14 protein-coding genes and 1 tRNA gene are annotated in these 14,598 nt (G+C 66.6%); 6 read left to right on the top strand and 9 right to left on the bottom strand.

What is annotated here, in order from left to right; all coding sequences use genetic code 11:
* Positions 1 to 87 precede the first annotated feature (87 nt).
* The 5 genes from AC4OR5_RS29730 to lbcA form a co-directional block, all read right to left on the bottom strand.
* Complete coding sequence (locus AC4OR5_RS29730; RefSeq protein WP_003099281.1) at positions 88 to 1,029, bottom strand: ribose-phosphate pyrophosphokinase; 942 nt, start codon at positions 1,027 to 1,029, stop codon at positions 88 to 90.
* A 55-nt stretch (positions 1,030 to 1,084) separates the two neighbouring features.
* A tRNA-Gln gene (locus AC4OR5_RS29725) sits at positions 1,085 to 1,159 on the bottom strand.
* Positions 1,160 to 1,195: 36 nt separating this feature from the next.
* Positions 1,196 to 2,044: a 4-(cytidine 5'-diphospho)-2-C-methyl-D-erythritol kinase gene (gene ispE, locus AC4OR5_RS29720; RefSeq protein WP_009316211.1), complete on the bottom strand. Its 849-nt coding sequence runs from the start codon at positions 2,042 to 2,044 to the stop codon at positions 1,196 to 1,198.
* Between the two features lies 1 nt (position 2,045).
* Positions 2,046 to 2,663, bottom strand: coding sequence for a lipoprotein insertase outer membrane protein LolB (gene lolB, locus AC4OR5_RS29715; protein WP_003095005.1), 618 nt, complete (start codon positions 2,661 to 2,663; stop codon positions 2,046 to 2,048).
* Positions 2,664 to 2,667: 4 nt separating this feature from the next.
* The gene (gene lbcA, locus AC4OR5_RS29710) at positions 2,668 to 4,440 is read right to left on the bottom strand and encodes a proteolytic complex protein LbcA (RefSeq protein ID WP_003162407.1); all 1,773 of its coding nucleotides are present in this window, start codon (positions 4,438 to 4,440) and stop codon (positions 2,668 to 2,670) included.
* A gap of 143 nt (positions 4,441 to 4,583) precedes the next feature.
* Between lbcA and hemA the strand changes: the two genes are divergently transcribed.
* The 6 genes from hemA (at position 4,584) to pagL (ending at position 9,978) form a co-directional block, all read left to right on the top strand.
* The gene (gene hemA / locus AC4OR5_RS29705; RefSeq protein WP_003095001.1) at positions 4,584 to 5,852 is read left to right on the top strand and encodes a glutamyl-tRNA reductase; all 1,269 of its coding nucleotides are present in this window, start codon (positions 4,584 to 4,586) and stop codon (positions 5,850 to 5,852) included.
* 17 nt (positions 5,853 to 5,869) lie between these two features.
* Positions 5,870 to 6,952: a peptide chain release factor 1 gene (prfA, locus tag AC4OR5_RS29700; RefSeq protein ID WP_003099290.1), complete on the top strand. Its 1,083-nt coding sequence runs from the start codon at positions 5,870 to 5,872 to the stop codon at positions 6,950 to 6,952.
* A 1-nt stretch (position 6,953) separates the two neighbouring features.
* Entirely contained in the window at positions 6,954 to 7,784 is an 831-nt protein-coding gene (gene prmC / locus AC4OR5_RS29695; protein ID WP_003114694.1) for a peptide chain release factor N(5)-glutamine methyltransferase, read from the top strand.
* On the top strand, positions 7,778 to 8,536 hold the full coding sequence (locus tag AC4OR5_RS29690; RefSeq protein ID WP_014603555.1) for a molybdopterin-synthase adenylyltransferase MoeB: 759 nt from the start codon (positions 7,778 to 7,780) through the stop codon (positions 8,534 to 8,536). The genes prmC and AC4OR5_RS29690 overlap by 7 nt, the downstream gene beginning before the upstream one ends.
* Entirely contained in the window at positions 8,526 to 9,323 is a 798-nt protein-coding gene (murI, locus tag AC4OR5_RS29685; RefSeq protein WP_058160586.1) for a glutamate racemase, read from the top strand. Before AC4OR5_RS29690 ends, murI begins: the two co-directional genes overlap by 11 nt.
* A 133-nt stretch (positions 9,324 to 9,456) precedes the next feature.
* Complete coding sequence (pagL, locus tag AC4OR5_RS29680) at positions 9,457 to 9,978, top strand: lipid A 3-O-deacylase (protein ID WP_009316213.1); 522 nt, start codon at positions 9,457 to 9,459, stop codon at positions 9,976 to 9,978.
* Between the two features lie 125 nt (positions 9,979 to 10,103).
* On the opposite strand, the gene phrB is transcribed toward pagL, so the two are convergent.
* From phrB to AC4OR5_RS29660, 4 genes are all read right to left on the bottom strand, one after another.
* On the bottom strand, positions 10,104 to 11,549 hold the full coding sequence (gene phrB, locus AC4OR5_RS29675; RefSeq protein WP_058160589.1) for a deoxyribodipyrimidine photo-lyase: 1,446 nt from the start codon (positions 11,547 to 11,549) through the stop codon (positions 10,104 to 10,106).
* Complete coding sequence (locus AC4OR5_RS29670) at positions 11,546 to 12,445, bottom strand: MerR family transcriptional regulator (protein ID WP_058160591.1); 900 nt, start codon at positions 12,443 to 12,445, stop codon at positions 11,546 to 11,548. Before AC4OR5_RS29670 ends, phrB begins: the two co-directional genes overlap by 4 nt.
* Before the next feature lie 9 nt (positions 12,446 to 12,454).
* The gene (locus AC4OR5_RS29665; RefSeq protein ID WP_031638444.1) at positions 12,455 to 13,411 is read right to left on the bottom strand and encodes a DUF523 and DUF1722 domain-containing protein; all 957 of its coding nucleotides are present in this window, start codon (positions 13,409 to 13,411) and stop codon (positions 12,455 to 12,457) included.
* 152 nt (positions 13,412 to 13,563) lie between these two features.
* Positions 13,564 to 14,547: an NAD(P)/FAD-dependent oxidoreductase gene (locus tag AC4OR5_RS29660; protein ID WP_003094987.1), complete on the bottom strand. Its 984-nt coding sequence runs from the start codon at positions 14,545 to 14,547 to the stop codon at positions 13,564 to 13,566.
* Positions 14,548 to 14,598: the final 51 nt, after the last annotated feature.

Here is a 14,598-nt window from a genome sequence, read left to right as displayed (position 1 = left end):
GAACGCTTGCGACCAGCGTTCGGGCGATTTCAAAGGCCCCGCCGGAGCGGGGCGTTTTCGTTCAGGCGCGTTCGCCGAGGCTGGGCCTCAGCGGAACATCGCGCTGATCGATTCTTCGTTGCTGATCCGGCGCATGGCTTCCGCAACGACCGGAGCGATGTCCAGCTGGCGGATGCGGCCACAGGCCTGGGCAGCGGCGGACAGCGGGATAGTGTTGGTCACCACCAGCTCGTCCAGTACGGATTTCTCGATGTTCTCGATGGCACGGCCGGACAGCACCGGGTGGGTGCAGTAGGCGATGACCTTGGCGGCGCCGTGCTCTTTCAGTGCCTTGGCGGCGTGACCGAGGGTGCCGGCGGTATCGACCATGTCGTCTACCAGTACGCAGGTACGGCCTTCGACGTCACCGATGATGTGCATCACTTCGGACTGGTTGGCCTTGGGACGACGCTTGTCGATGATCGCAAGGTCAACGCCCAGGGACTTGGCCACGGCGCGCGCGCGCACCACGCCGCCGATGTCCGGGGAGACGATCATCAGGTTCTCGAAGCGCTGGTCTTCGATATCGTCCACCAGCACGGGGGAACCGTAGATGTTGTCTACCGGGATATCGAAGAAGCCCTGGATCTGGTCCGCGTGCAGGTCGACCGTGAGGACACGGTTGACCCCGACGACGGTCAGCATGTCGGCCACTACCTTGGCGCTGATGGCCACGCGGGCGGAGCGCGGACGGCGATCCTGGCGGGCATAGCCGAAGTAGGGGATGACAGCGGTGATACGAGTGGCCGAGGAGCGGCGGAAGGCATCGGCCATCACCACCAGTTCCATCAGGTTGTCGTTGGTCGGCGCGCAGGTCGGCTGAATCAGGAATACGTCCTTGCCGCGGACGTTTTCGTTGATTTCGACGCTGATTTCGCCATCGGAGAATTTGCCAACTGAAACATCGCCAAGAGGAATGTGCAGCTGACGCACGACGCGTCGTGCAAGATCGGGGTTAGCGTTCCCCGTGAAGACCATCATCTTGGACACGCTACAGGTACCTGTGTCGACCGAAGGGATCCGGATGAAATACAGAAGAGGAAAATGGCAGGGGCGGCTGGATTCGAACCAACGCATGGCAGGATCAAAACCTGCTGCCTTACCGCTTGGCGACGCCCCTGTGGTATTGCTCGAATACCGTTTCGGCATTCCTTTCTCAGACCAGAGTTTCCAGCTTCCGGTGCAACATCGAGACATTGCTTCCTTTGGCGACGAACCTCTGAAGGTGGTCTGGAAGAAGGGCCGAGACTTTATCAGCTTCAGCTTTGTTTGGGAAGCTCCCAAACACACAACCTCCAGTGCCGGTTAATCTAGCTGAAACAAATTTGTTTAGCAAGATCAAAGCGTTACGAACTTCTGGGTAACGCCTCTCGACTACCGGCTGACAGTCGTTTCGGCTGTCCCCCTCGAGAACGGTGCGCACTTTAATGGCGGGAGAATCGCGTGTCAACAGTGGATCTGAAAAAATTTCTGCTGTGCTGACAAGTACTTGCGGAACCACGACGAGATACCAGGGCTCCGGGATGTCCACCGGGGTGAGCTTTTCGCCCACGCCCTCGGCGAAAGCCGCGCGTCCGCGGGTGAAGACCGGCACGTCGGCGCCCAGACGCAGGCCCAGGGCGGCGATGCGGTCCTCGTCCCAGCCGAGTTGCCAGAGATGGTTCAAGGCCAGGAGCGTCGTGGCGGCGTCGGAGCTGCCGCCGCCGATGCCGCCCCCCATGGGCAAGCGCTTGTCCAGCCAGATGTCGACGCCTTGCAGGCTGCCGGAGGCTTCCTGCAGCCCGCGCGCGGCGCGCACGATCAGGTTGCTGTCGTGCGGCACCCCGGCGATTTCCGTGTGCAGGCGTACCTGGCCGTCCTGGCGGGCTTCGAAATGCAGCTCGTCGCCGTGGTCGAGGAATTGGAACAGGGTCTGCAACTCGTGATAGCCATCGTCGCGGCGGCCGAGGATATGCAGGAACAGATTGAGCTTGGCCGGGGCTGGCAGGCTGAGGCGCACGCTCATGTCAGCGGCCGAGCTGGCGCGGCTGCCAGTCCTTGATCACCAGGGTGACGTCGAGGTCCTGGCCGTGCAGCTTCAGGCGCTCGGGTAGCCAGTAGCCGTTCTGTTCGGCGTAGCGGGTGTATTCGATCTGCCAGCCGTCCTGTTCCAGGCGCGCCAGGCGACTGTCGGCGTCGAGGGTCAGGCGGCTCTTGCTGTCCGGCGCCGGGAGGCCGCGTACCCACCAGAGCAGGTGCGAGACCGGCAGGCGCCAGCCTAGTTGTTCTTCCAGCAGGGCTTCCGGGGACTCCGCCTGGTAGCGGCCCTGCCCGGCGACTTCCAGGCTCACCGCGCCTTCACGCCCGGTCAGGCGTGCTGCGCCGCGGCCGAGCGGGCCGGACAGGCGGATGTCGTAGTAGCCCTGGCGCTGCAGCCAGAACAGGGTGCCGCTGCCGGAGTCGCGCGGGGCGCGGATGCCGACCTTGCCGTCGATCTGCCAGGCATCCAGCTCGCTGAGTTGCTGCTTGTGGGTTTTCCAGGTCTGCGCATCGCCCTGGCCTTCCAGGGCTTCGTGGGAGGTCAGGCCGGCGCAGCCGCTGAGCAGGGCCAGCGCGGAGGCGGCGAGGAAAAGACGTAGACGCATGATTTCAAGGAGTCTCGGCGCCGGTCAGGCGCTTGATGGTGCGGCGCAGCACGTCGCTGTCGGGCTGCTTGTCGAGGTATTCGCGCCAGATGGCCCGGGCGTCGTCCTGGCGCCCCTGGGCCCAGAGGACTTCGCCCAGGTGCGCGGCGACCTCGTGGTCGGGGTAGCGCTGCAGCGCCTGGCGCAGGTAGCGCTCGGCGTCCGCCAGCTTGCCCTGGCGATAGTTGATCCAGCCCATGCTGTCGAGGATCGCCGGGTCGTCCGGGTTCAACTTGTGCGCCTTGAGGATCAGCTCGCGCGCCTCGGTGTAGCGGGTAGTGCGGTCGGCCAGGGTGTAGCCGAGGGCGTTGAGGGCCATGGCGTTGTCCGGCTCGCGGGCGATGACGAAGCGCAGGTCCTTTTCCATCTGCGCCAGGTCGTTACGCTTCTCCGCCAGCATCGAGCGGGTGTAGAGCAGGTTGAGGTCCTCCGGGTACTGCTTCAGACCCTCCTGGATGGCCTGCCAGGCCTTTTCCTGCTGGTCGTTGTTGGACAGCGCCTCGGCTTCGATCAGGTACAGCTGGATGGCGTAGTCGGGTTGCTCGCTGCGCGCCTTGTCCAGGCGCTGGGCGGCTTCGTCGACGCGACCGGCCTTGAGCAGGACGTCGGTCTGGCGCAGTTGCGCCGGGAGGAAGTCATTGCCCGGGCCGACCTGGGCATACTCGTCGAGGGCGCGCGCGGTGTCCTTCTGTTCCTCGGCGAGGCGGCCGAGGTTGAAGTGGGCGGCGTCGACGTGGCTGTCGCGCTCGACCAGTTCTTCCAGGTAGATCCTGGCTTCGTCCCAGGCCTGGGCTTCCAGGCAGACCAGCGCCAGGGAGAAACGCAGGTCGTCGTCGTCGGGGAATTGCTGGACCAGTCCGGCGAACTCGGCCTTGGCGTCGTCCAGGCGGTTCTGCTCCACCAGCAGGCGCGCGTAGGCGAGGCGCACGCGCTTGTCGTCCGGGTGTTCCTTGATCCCGGCCTTGAGCAGCGGCAGGGCCTCGTCGCTGCGCTTCATGCTCTGCAACAGGCGCGAGCGGAGCAGCAGCGGGGCCACTTCGTGGCGGCTTGCGGAGTTGTCCTCGAGCAGGGTCAGGGCTTCGTCCGGGCGGCCGTCCTGTTGCAGCAGCAGGGCCTTGCCGAACAGCAACTGGCCGTTGTTCGGGTATTTCTTCAACAGGTGGTCGAAGCTCTGCAGCAGGCCGGCGCGGGTATCCGGGTCGGTCTCCGCGGCAGACAGGGCGAGGAAGTCGAAGTGCGTGTCGCCCTGGCCGTTGAGGACCTTCTCCATGTACACCATGGACTCCTCGTAGCGCCCGGCGCGGGCCAACTGGATCGCGGCGGCGCGTTGGGCATCGAGGTTGTCCGGCGCGCTGCGCGCCCAGAGCAGGGAGGTGTCGAGGGCTTCCTGGTCGGCGCCGAGGTATTCGGCGATGCGGAAGGCGCGCTCGGAAACTCCGGGGTCGCGGGTTTTCTGCGCCTGCACCACATAGTTGCTCAGGGCGATGTCGAAGCGGTTGCGCTGCCCGGCCAGTTCGGCCACCAGCAGCGAATACAGGCTGTCCTCGCTGAAGGAGCCGTACTTTTCCGGCTTGGCCTTGGTCTCGACCGCGGTGTCTTCCACCGGCGGGGTGCCATCGGGAGTCTTGTGGATAAGTGACTGGCAGCCGCCGAGCAGCAGCGTGACGGTCAGCAGCGCAAGGGATTTGTTCATAGAGGAAGAAAGCCGGCCTTGAACCTGCGAGGGTGGCGCCATCATGACATAAGCCGTCCGGCAAGCCCAAGGGGGCCGGGACGGGCGTCGACGAAGCTGTCTATGGGGTCAATACATCGGCAATGGTTGTCCTGCCCTTGGCGAAGTAGGAGAATTGCGCGTTTCCCCGATTAGCTCAGCGATCCTGCATGGCCTTCATTGCCCTCGGCATCAATCACAAGACCGCCTCGGTGGCTGTCCGCGAGCGCGTGGCTTTCACTCCGGAACAGATGGTCGAGGCGCTGCAGCAGCTCTGCCGCCTGACCACCAGCCGCGAGGCGGCCATCCTGTCGACCTGCAACCGGAGCGAACTCTACCTGGAGATCGACCATCCGACCGCGGACGACGTGCTCGCCTGGCTGGCGGACTACCATCGTCTGACCCTCGACGAGTTGCGCGCCTGCGCCTATGTGCACCAGGACGAAGACGCGGTGCGCCACATGATGCGCGTGGCCTCCGGCCTCGACTCGATGGTCCTCGGCGAGCCGCAGATCCTCGGCCAGATGAAGTCGGCCTACGCCGTCGCGCGCGAGGCCGGCACCGTCGGTCCGCTGCTCGGCCGCCTGTTCCAGGCCACCTTCAGTACGGCGAAGACCGTCCGCACCGATACCGCCATCGGCGAGAACCCGGTGTCCGTGGCGTTCGCCGCGGTGAGCCTGGCCAAGCAGATCTTCAGCGACCTGCACCGCAGCCAGGCGCTGCTGATCGGCGCCGGCGAGACCATCACCCTGGTCGCGCGCCACCTGTTCGAGCAAGGCGTGAAGCGCATCGTGGTGGCCAACCGCACCCTGGAGCGCGCCAGCCTGCTCGCCGAGCAGTTCGGCGCCCATGCGGTGCTGCTTTCGGAGATACCCGAGGAACTGGCCAACAGCGATATCGTCATCAGCTCCACTGCTAGCCAGTTGCCGATCCTCGGCAAGGGCGCCGTGGAGCGCGCGCTGAAGCAGCGCAAGCACAAGCCGATGTTCATGGTCGACATCGCCGTGCCGCGCGACATCGAGCCGGAAGTCGGCGAACTGGACGACGTCTACCTCTATAGCGTCGACGACCTCCACGAAGTAGTGGCGGAGAATCTCAAGAGCCGCCAGGGCGCTGCCCAGGCCGCCGAGGAACTGGTCGGCAGCGGCGTCGCCGAGTTCATGCAGCGCCTGCGCGAACTGGCTGCGGTGGACGTGCTGCGCGCCTATCGGCAGCAGGCCGAGCGCCTGCGCGATGAAGAACTGGGCAAGGCCCAGCGGCAACTGGCCAACGGTGCCGACCCGGCCGAGGTGATGGCCCAGTTGGCCCGCGGCCTGACCAACAAACTGCTGCACGCGCCCAGCGTGCAGATGAAGAAAATGTCCGCCGAGGGCCGCATCGACGCGCTGGCCCTGGCCCAGGAGCTGTTCGCCCTCGACGAGGGCGCGCCGCGCCACTGACCGGTACCTATGCCTGCATGAAAGCTTCTCTGCTGAAAAAGCTGGATGTCCTCAGCGATCGCTACGAAGAACTGACGGCGCTGCTCGGCGACGCCGAGGTGATCAGTGACCAGACCCGCTTCCGCGCCTATTCCCGCGAGTACGCCGAGGTCGAACCGGTGATCCTGGCGTTCCGCGACTACCGCAAGGTGCAGGCCGACCTCGAGGGCGCCCAGGCGTTGCTCAAGGACAGCGACCCGGAGTTGCGCGACCTCGCCGAGGAGGAGGTCGCCGAAGCGCGCGGCCGCCTCGCCGCCCTCGGCGACAGCCTGCAGCGCATGCTGCTGCCGAAGGATCCCAACGACAGCCGCAACGTGTTCCTGGAGATCCGTGCCGGCACCGGTGGCGACGAGGCGGCGATCTTCTCCGGCGACCTGTTCCGCATGTATTCGCGCTACGCCGAGCGCCAGGGCTGGCGGGTCGAGACGCTGTCGGAGAACGAGGGCGAGCACGGTGGCTACAAGGAAGTGATTGCCCGGGTCGAGGGCGACAACGTTTATGCCAAGCTCAAGTTCGAGTCCGGCGCGCACCGCGTGCAGCGGGTGCCGGAAACCGAATCCCAGGGCCGGATCCACACTTCCGCCTGCACTGTCGCGGTGCTGCCGGAGCCGGACGAGCAGGCAGCGATCGAGATCAACCCGGCCGACCTGCGGGTGGACACCTACCGTTCCTCCGGCGCCGGCGGCCAGCACGTCAACAAGACCGACTCGGCGGTGCGCATCACCCACATTCCCAGCGGCATCGTGGTCGAGTGCCAGGAAGAGCGCTCGCAGCACAAGAACCGCGCCAAGGCCATGGCCTGGCTGGCGGCCAAGCTCAACGACCAGCAGCAGGCCGCGGCGCAGCAGGCGATCGCCAGCACGCGCAAGCTGCTGGTGGGCTCGGGCGACCGCTCGGAGCGCATCCGTACCTACAACTTCCCGCAAGGGCGGGTCACCGACCATCGCATCAACCTCACCCTGTACTCCCTGGGCGAGGTGATGGAGGGCGCGGTGGAACAGGTGATCGAGCCGCTGCTGCAGGAATACCAGGCCGATCAACTGGCGGCCCTGGGCGACTGACATGACCACTATCTGTACCCTTCTCAAGGATTCCCAACTGCCCGATTCGCCCAGCGCCCGGCTCGACACCGAGTTGCTGCTGGCGGCGGCGATGGGCAAGCCGCGCAGCTTCCTGCGTACCTGGCCGGAGCGCATCGTGCCGCGCGAGGCCAACGAGCGGTTCGACGACTGGATCGCCCGTCGGCGCAACGGCGAACCGGTGGCCTACATCCTTGGCCACCAGGGCTTCTGGAGCCTGGACCTGGAGGTCGCGCCACACACCCTGATCCCGCGCCCGGACACCGAACTGCTGGTGGAAACCGCGCTGGCGACCCTCGCGGCGGACACCGCTACGGTGCTCGACCTGGGCACCGGCACCGGCGCCATCGCCCTGGCCCTGGCCAGCGAGCGGCCGCTATGGACAGTGACTGCGGTGGACCGTGTGGAAGAGGCCGTGGCGCTGGCCGAGCGCAATCGCCAGCGGCTGCTCCTGGAGAACGTCGAGGTGCGCCGCAGCCACTGGTTCTCCGCCCTCGATGGCCGGCGCTTCCGGATGATCGTCGGCAATCCGCCGTACATCCCTGCCAGCGACCCGCACCTGAGCGAGGGCGACGTGCGTTTCGAGCCGAAGAGCGCGCTGGTCGCGGGTAGCGATGGCCTCGACGACATCCGCCAGATCGTCGCCCAGGCGCCGCGGCATTTGCTGGACGAAGGCTGGCTGCTGCTCGAGCACGGCTATGATCAAGGGGCGGCGGTGCGCGAACTGCTCGGCGCCCGCGGCTTCGCCGGGGTACATACGTTGCGCGACCTCGGCGGCAACGAGCGGATCACACTCGGACAATGGGCATGCTGAGCGACGAGGAACTGCTGCGCTACAGTCGCCAGATCCTGCTGGCGCAGGTCGACGTCGAGGGCCAGCTGCGCCTGAAGCGCAGCCGCGCACTGATCGTCGGTCTTGGCGGCCTGGGTTCGCCGGTGGCGCTGTACCTGGCCGCGGCCGGGGTCGGCGAGCTGCACCTGGCGGATTTCGATACGGTCGACCTGACCAACCTGCAACGGCAGGTCATCCACGATGGCGCCAGCGTCGGTGTCGGCAAGGTGGAGTCGGCGATGCGCCGGCTGGGCGCGCTGAATCCGCAGATCCGCCTGGTCAGCCATAGCGCCGCGCTGGATGAGGACTCCCTCGATGCCGCCGTGGCGGCGGTCGACCTGGTGCTCGACTGCACCGACAACTTCGCCACCCGCGAGGCGGTCAACGTCGCCTGCGTGCGCGCCGGCAAGCCGCTGGTCAGCGGCGCGGCGATCCGTCTCGAGGGCCAGCTTTCGGTATTCGATACCCGCCGCGACGAAAGCCCCTGCTACCACTGCCTCTACGGGCACGGCAGCGAGGCCGAGCTGACCTGCAGCGAGGCCGGCGTGATCGGTCCGCTGGTGGGGCTGGTCGGTAGCCTGCAGGCGCTGGAGGCGCTCAAGCTGCTGGCCGGTTTCGGCGAACCGCTGGTGGGCCGCCTGCTGCTGGTGGACGCCCTCGGCACGCGCTTCCGCGAATTGCGGGTGCGTCGCGATCCTTCCTGTGCCGTCTGCGGGCAACGCCATGGCGGTTGAGTCGGCCGCGGTCGGCGTTTTCGATTCCGGGGTCGGCGGGCTCAGCGTATTGCGTGAGATTCGTGCGCGCCTGCCATCCGAATCGTTGCTCTACGTCGCCGACAACGCCCATGTGCCCTACGGCGAGAAGAGCGCGGAGTACATCCGCGAACGCTGCGAGCGGATCGGTGATTTCCTTCTGGAGCAGGGCGCCAAGGCTCTGGTACTGGCCTGCAATACCGCGACGGCAGCGGCTGCGGCGGAATTGCGCGAACGTTATCCGCAGGTGCCGCTGGTGGCCATGGAGCCGGCGGTGAAGCCGGCCGCGGCGGCCACCCGCAACGGTCGGGTCGGCGTCCTGGCCACCACCGGAACTCTGAAGAGCGCGCGTTTCGCCGCCTTGCTCGACCGCTTCGCCAGCGACGTACAGGTCTTCACCCAGCCCTGCCCGGGGCTGGTCGAGCGCATCGAAGCCGGCGATCTCTATGGGCCGCAAACCCGGGCACTGCTGGAACGCCTGCTGGCGCCCATCCTCGAACAGGGCTGCGATACGCTGATCCTCGGCTGTACTCATTATCCCTTCGTCAAACCCCTGCTGGCCGAGCTGATCCCGGCGGAGATGGCGGTGATCGATACGGGAGCGGCTGTCGCCCGGCAGCTGGAGTGCGTATTGTCGGCGCGGGCGCTACTGGCCTCTGGCCAGGCCGCGACGCCGCGTTTCTGGACCAGCGCGCTGCCGGAGGAGATGGAAAGGATCCTGCCGATCCTCTGGGGAAGCCCGGAAAGCGTAGGAAAATTAGTCGTTTAGTCGTTCCTGGCAGACGTGACAGCGATTTTTTGAACTAAAGCGTTTGGTCTAGTATCTGCTTTAGTAAGTGCGCTCTTATAATGCGCAGCTTGAATGCGGGGGCTTTCATGCAACTTTCGAAAAGGACGTTTCAATGAAGAAACTACTTCCGCTGGCCGTTCTGGCCGCACTTTCCTCCGTCCACGTGGCCTCCGCCCAGGCGGCGGACGTCTCGGCCGCCGTCGGTGCGACCGGCCAGTCGGGCATGACCTATCGCCTGGGCCTGAGCTGGGATTGGGACAAGAGCTGGTGGCAGTCCTCCACCGGGCGCCTGACCGGCTACTGGGATGCGGGCTACACCTATTGGGAAGGTGGCGATGAAGGCGCCGGCAAGCATTCGCTGTCGTTCGCTCCGGTATTCGTCTACGAGTTCGCCGGCGACTCGATCAAGCCATTCATCGAGGCCGGTATCGGCGTGGCGGCGTTCTCCGGCACCCGTGTCGGCGACCAGAACCTGGGTTCCTCCCTGAACTTCGAAGACCGCATCGGTGCCGGCCTGAAGTTCGCCAACGGCCAGTCGGTCGGCGTTCGGGCGATCCACTATTCCAACGCCGGCCTGAAACAGCCGAACGACGGTATCGAGTCCTACAGCCTGTTCTACAAGATCCCGATCTAGTCGGCACGGTCTAAAAAAGCCGGGTTCATCCCGGCTTTTTCATGCCTGCGATTCTTCCGCCACGCCGCATCGCCCCATGGAAAGAGCGAGCCATTTGGCGGGAGGCGATAGCTCGCTGACGCGCCCTACGCGCGACCATCGCGCGGCGGCAGGTTGCGGAAAGCCGCCAGCGCCCGTTCGCGGCTGGCCTTCAGGTCGACCATCGGCCGTGGATAGTCGACCCCGGCGAACAGCCCCAGGCTGGACGGATCGTGGATCGCCTTGCGCTCCAGGCCGGCCAGTTCCGGCAGCCAGTGGCGGATGAACTCGCCGCGTGGATCGAAGCGTTCGGACTGTGAGAGCGGATTGAACAGGCGGAAGTAGGGGACGGCGTCGGTGCCGGTGGATGCGCTCCACTGCCAGCCGCCGTTGTTCGCCGCCAGGTCGCCGTCGATGAGGTGGCGCATGAACCAGCGTTCGCCTTCGCGCCAGTCGATCAGCAGGTTCTTGCTGAGGAACATCGCTACCACCATCCGCAGGCGATTGTGCATCCAGCCGGTGGCGAGCAACTGGCGCATTGCCGCGTCGATGATCGGTATGCCGGTGCGCCCCTGTTGCCAGGCTTCGAGTTCCGCCGGGGCCTGGCGCCAGCGCAGGGCTTCGGTCTCCTCGCGGAAGGGGCGGTGCCGGGAGACCCGTGGGTAGCCGACCAGGATGTGCTTGTAGAACTCGCGCCAGAGCAGCTCGTTGATCCAGGTCGCGGCGCCTTGCTGGCCGCCGCTGAACTCGCCGCGGTTGGCGACCAGCGCGGCGTCCAGGCATTGCCTGGGCGAGAGTACGCCGGCGGCCAGGTAGGGCGACAGTTGGCTGGTGCCGGGAAGCGCCGGGAAGTCGCGCCGTTCATGGTAGTCGGCCAGGTGCTGGTCGGCGAAGTCGCGCAGGCGTTCCTGCGCTACCTTTTCGCCTGCCGGCCAGAGGCGGCGCAAGCTATCGGCCGGCCGCGGGAAGGCGGGCACGGCATCCGGCAGCGGGTCGCTGGCCAGCGCATGCGGTGGCTGGGGCTGCGGACGCGGGCGGACACCCGGCAGGGCCTGGTAGAGCCGTTCGTGGCAGACCTTGCGGAACTGGCTGAACACCTGGAAATAGCCGCCAGTTCGGGTCAGCACCGAGCCGGGGGCGAAGAACAGCTGGTCGAGGTGGCTGTGGAAGGCCACGCCCTGTTCGCGCAGGCGTTGGCCGACGGCCTGGTCGCGGCGTTCCTCGTTCACCCCGTATTCCTGGTTGACGTGTACCGCGCCGATTCCCAGCTCCCGGCAGAGCCGGCTGATGACTTCCGGGGTTTGCCGCCAGTGGCCGCAGTCGCGCACCAGCAGCGGGATGTTCAGCGCGGCGAGCTGGCGTTGCAGCTCGCCCAGGTTGCGCAGCCAGAAGTCGACCTTGCAGGGCGCATCGTCGTGTTCCCGCCACTGCGCCGGGCTGAGCAGGTAGAGGGCCACGCAAGGGCGCCCATCGGCGGCGGCGAGGAGCGCGCTGTTATCGGTGGTTCGCAGGTCGCAGCGAAACCAGATCAGGTTCATCGGAAGTCCGTTCATGGGTTCAACAGGCCTCGTTCGCCGAGCAGGCGGCGGGCTTCCAGGGGCGTGCTCGCCAGCAGCAGGCCAGTTAGCGCCAGGGTTTCGAAGGCTTCGCGCTGGATCTCCACGGCCGGTCCGACCAGCACCACCGGGCAGCTCACCCCTGCCAGCAGGCGCGGCAGGTGCTCCGGGTTGAGGCGATGACTGGCGTACAGCAACACGCCGCGAGCTTCCAGGCGTTCGCAGGCCAGGGCCAGTTCGGCCGGTGGCAGCGGCCAGTCGAAGACCTGCAGCGGCACCTCGCCGCTGCCGAGCAACCAACTGCACAGCCAGAGGTTCGGTTCCAGCGACAGCTCGGACTGGTTGACCAGCAGCAGCGGCGCGCCCTGTTGCAGCCGCTGCTGGTGATAAAGGCGGGCGCCCAGCTTGCTGCGCAACCAGGAGAAGAAGAAGGCCCGCTCCATGCGCGCGCCGAATTGTCCCTGCCAGCGTCGTTCGAGGTGCTGCAGCAAGGGTTGCAGAAGCTTTTCGCAGAGGGTCGCTACCGGATAGAGCGACGCGGCCTGGTTGAACAGATCGTCGAGGCGTCGCTCGGCCAGCGCGGCGATGGCGTCCAGCAGTTGTTCGTGCAGGCGTTCCCAGGGGGATTCGACATCCGCCGCTGGGGTTTCCTCCGGACGCTCCATCAGCGCGCGCACCTGGCTGATGGCGACGCCACGCTCGAGCCAGACGAGTATCCGGCGGATGCGCTCGACCTGCTCTTCGCTGTAGAGCCGGTGACCCTTGCCGGTGCGTTGCGGCACCACCAGGCCGTAGCGGCGCTCCCAGGCGCGCAGGGTGACCGGATGGACGCCGGTCAGACGAGTGACTTCGCGGATCGGCAGGCCGCCGCGTTCGAGGTGGGGCGAGTTCATCGGGAAATCCTAGAGCGCGTTGCGCAGGCCGAGTTCGGTCGGGTGCGGTTGCAGGTAGGCCTGCTGGGCGATGTATGCATGCGGGTGGCGACGGAAGTGGTGCTTTAGCAGGGTCAGCGGTACCACCAGCGGCACGCTGCCATGCCGGTATTGCTCGATCAGCTCGCGCAATTCACGCCTGTCTTCGGCTGCGAGGTCGCGTTTCAGGTAGCCGCTCAGGTGCAGCAACACGTTGCCATGGCTGCCGCGGGTCGCGCAGCGGCGCAGGCCCTGCATCAGCTCGCCGAAGTAACGCGTGCCGAGGGCTTCCGGCTGGTAGTGGCCGGCTTCGCCGAGCAGGCGGCCGAGACTGCGGTAGTGCTCCGGCGAATGCGCCAGCAACTGGTACTTGTAGCGGCTATGGAAGGCGACGATGGCCGAATGGCTGAGGCCGCGCTGGCACAGGGCCTGCCAGTGGGCATGGGCGAACACGCGGGTGAGGAAGTTCTCCCGCAGGACCGGATCGTGCAGACGGCCTTCTTCTTCCACCGGTAGCTCCGGCAAGGCTTCGCAAAGGGCTGCGGCGAAGCGTCCACGGCCTTCGGCGCGCGGCGCGCCGCCGCCTTCAGGGTAGACCTTGACCCGTTGCAGCCCGCAGGACGGCGAACGTTGCATGAAGATGAACCCGTCCAGCGTATCCGCCCGTTGCGCCACTCGCCGCGCATATTCGGCGAGCGCTCCGCCGACCGCCAGGCCGTCGTGGCTCCGCGCCTCGGCGGCTTCCGGAGTGCCTTCCAGGCGAATCGCCGGGCGCGGCGTGCCCAGGCCGATGGCCTGTTCCGGGCAGAAGGAGACGAATTCGACGTGTCGCGCCAGTTCCTCGCAAAGCGCGGATCGCTTGTGGCCGCCGTTGAAGCGCACCGGTTCGCCGAGCAGGCAGGCGCTGATGCCGAGTCGGGGCGTCAGGGAAGGGTGAGATTCGTGCATCGGTGTCGTCTCCCGAGGGGAAAGGAGGTTTGCGCGCAGCTCGACAGCCGGGCGGTCATACGACACATCCTAGAACTTATCTTGTACAGGTCAATTTATTTGTATAGGTATTTTCTTGTCACATCGGGCCGCCAGGCGACGGCCCGATCCCCTCAGAGATGTTCCAGCAGGCGCCGCGCGGCTTCCTGGCCGCTGAGCCAGGCGCCTTCGACGCGGCCGCTGGAGCACCAGTCGCCGCAGGCGTAGATGCCCAGGTCGGGATCGCCGAGGGCGCCCCACTGGTGAGCCTCCGCCGGGCGTGCATAGAGCCAGCGGTGGGCGATGCTGAAGGCGGCTTCCGGCACGGCGCAGCCGATCACTTCGGCGAAGGCGCAGCGCAGGTGCTCGACCACGTCTTCCTTGGCCATGTCGATGTGTTGCCGGCTCCACTGGCTGGTGGCGTGCAGCACCCAGGTATCGAGGGCGGTGTCGCGCCCCGGCTTGCTGCGATTGCAGGCCAGCCAGGCGATCGGACTGCCGTGCACGAAGCAGCCCTGCACCGGGGTGTCGAGTACCTCGCGGAAGCCTAGCGCCACCGCCCAGGTCGGCTCCATGACCACGCTCGCGGCGGTGGCCGCCAGTTTCGGCACGCTGGCCAGCAGCGGCGTGGCCTGGGGAGCGGGGATGGCGATCAGGACCTGGTTGAACGGACCGTGGTTCTGTCCCTCGGCGTCCTGCAGGTGCCAGTGCTGCTTGCCGCGGAAGACCTCGGTGATGCGGCAGGAGAAGACCACTTGCAGATCGGTGAGCAGGGCGCGGGTGATCGCACTCATTCGCGGGATGCCGACCCAGCGTGGCTGCTCGTCCGGGGAGGGGCTCAGTTGGCCGTCGCGGTATTGGTAGAGAGCGGGTTTCCACTCGTCCACCCAGCCTTCCTCGCGCCAGTGTTGCAAGGCGTCGAGGAAGCGCCGGTCGCGGGCGGTGAAGTATTGCGCGCCGAGGTCCAGCGTGCCGGCCTCGCTGCGCTTGCTGGCCATGCGGCCGCCGCTGCCGTGGCCCTTGTCGAACAGTTGTACGGTCTGGCCGGCGGATCTCAATGCGTGGGCGGCGGAAAGCCCGGCGATGCCAGTACCGATGATGGCGATGGGGACGCTCATGACATGCCTCTCTGGTTGTGTAGCGTCTGGACAGGCGAATCAGGTTTCTTG

The organism is Pseudomonas sp. YA1 (genome assembly GCF_058680555.1).
This window is presented reverse-complemented; position numbering and strand designations above follow the sequence as displayed.

Coding starts and splice junctions, on each gene's coding strand:
- AC4OR5_RS29660 (WP_003094987.1), bottom strand. CDS start 14,547: ATGAGCGTCCCCATCGCCATCATCGGTACTGGCATCGCCGGGCTTTCC.
- ispE (WP_009316211.1), bottom strand. CDS start 2,044: ATGAGCGTGCGCCTCAGCCTGCCAGCCCCGGCCAAGCTCAATCTGTTC.
- pagL (WP_009316213.1), top strand. CDS start 9,457: ATGAAGAAACTACTTCCGCTGGCCGTTCTGGCCGCACTTTCCTCCGTC.
- phrB (WP_058160589.1), bottom strand. CDS start 11,549: ATGAACGGACTTCCGATGAACCTGATCTGGTTTCGCTGCGACCTGCGA.
- lbcA (WP_003162407.1), bottom strand. CDS start 4,440: ATGATGGCGCCACCCTCGCAGGTTCAAGGCCGGCTTTCTTCCTCTATG.
- hemA (WP_003095001.1), top strand. CDS start 4,584: ATGGCCTTCATTGCCCTCGGCATCAATCACAAGACCGCCTCGGTGGCT.
- lolB (WP_003095005.1), bottom strand. CDS start 2,663: ATGCGTCTACGTCTTTTCCTCGCCGCCTCCGCGCTGGCCCTGCTCAGC.
- AC4OR5_RS29690 (WP_014603555.1), top strand. CDS start 7,778: ATGCTGAGCGACGAGGAACTGCTGCGCTACAGTCGCCAGATCCTGCTG.
- AC4OR5_RS29670 (WP_058160591.1), bottom strand. CDS start 12,445: ATGAACTCGCCCCACCTCGAACGCGGCGGCCTGCCGATCCGCGAAGTC.
- murI (WP_058160586.1), top strand. CDS start 8,526: ATGGCGGTTGAGTCGGCCGCGGTCGGCGTTTTCGATTCCGGGGTCGGC.
- prmC (WP_003114694.1), top strand. CDS start 6,954: ATGACCACTATCTGTACCCTTCTCAAGGATTCCCAACTGCCCGATTCG.
- prfA (WP_003099290.1), top strand. CDS start 5,870: ATGAAAGCTTCTCTGCTGAAAAAGCTGGATGTCCTCAGCGATCGCTAC.
- AC4OR5_RS29665 (WP_031638444.1), bottom strand. CDS start 13,411: ATGCACGAATCTCACCCTTCCCTGACGCCCCGACTCGGCATCAGCGCC.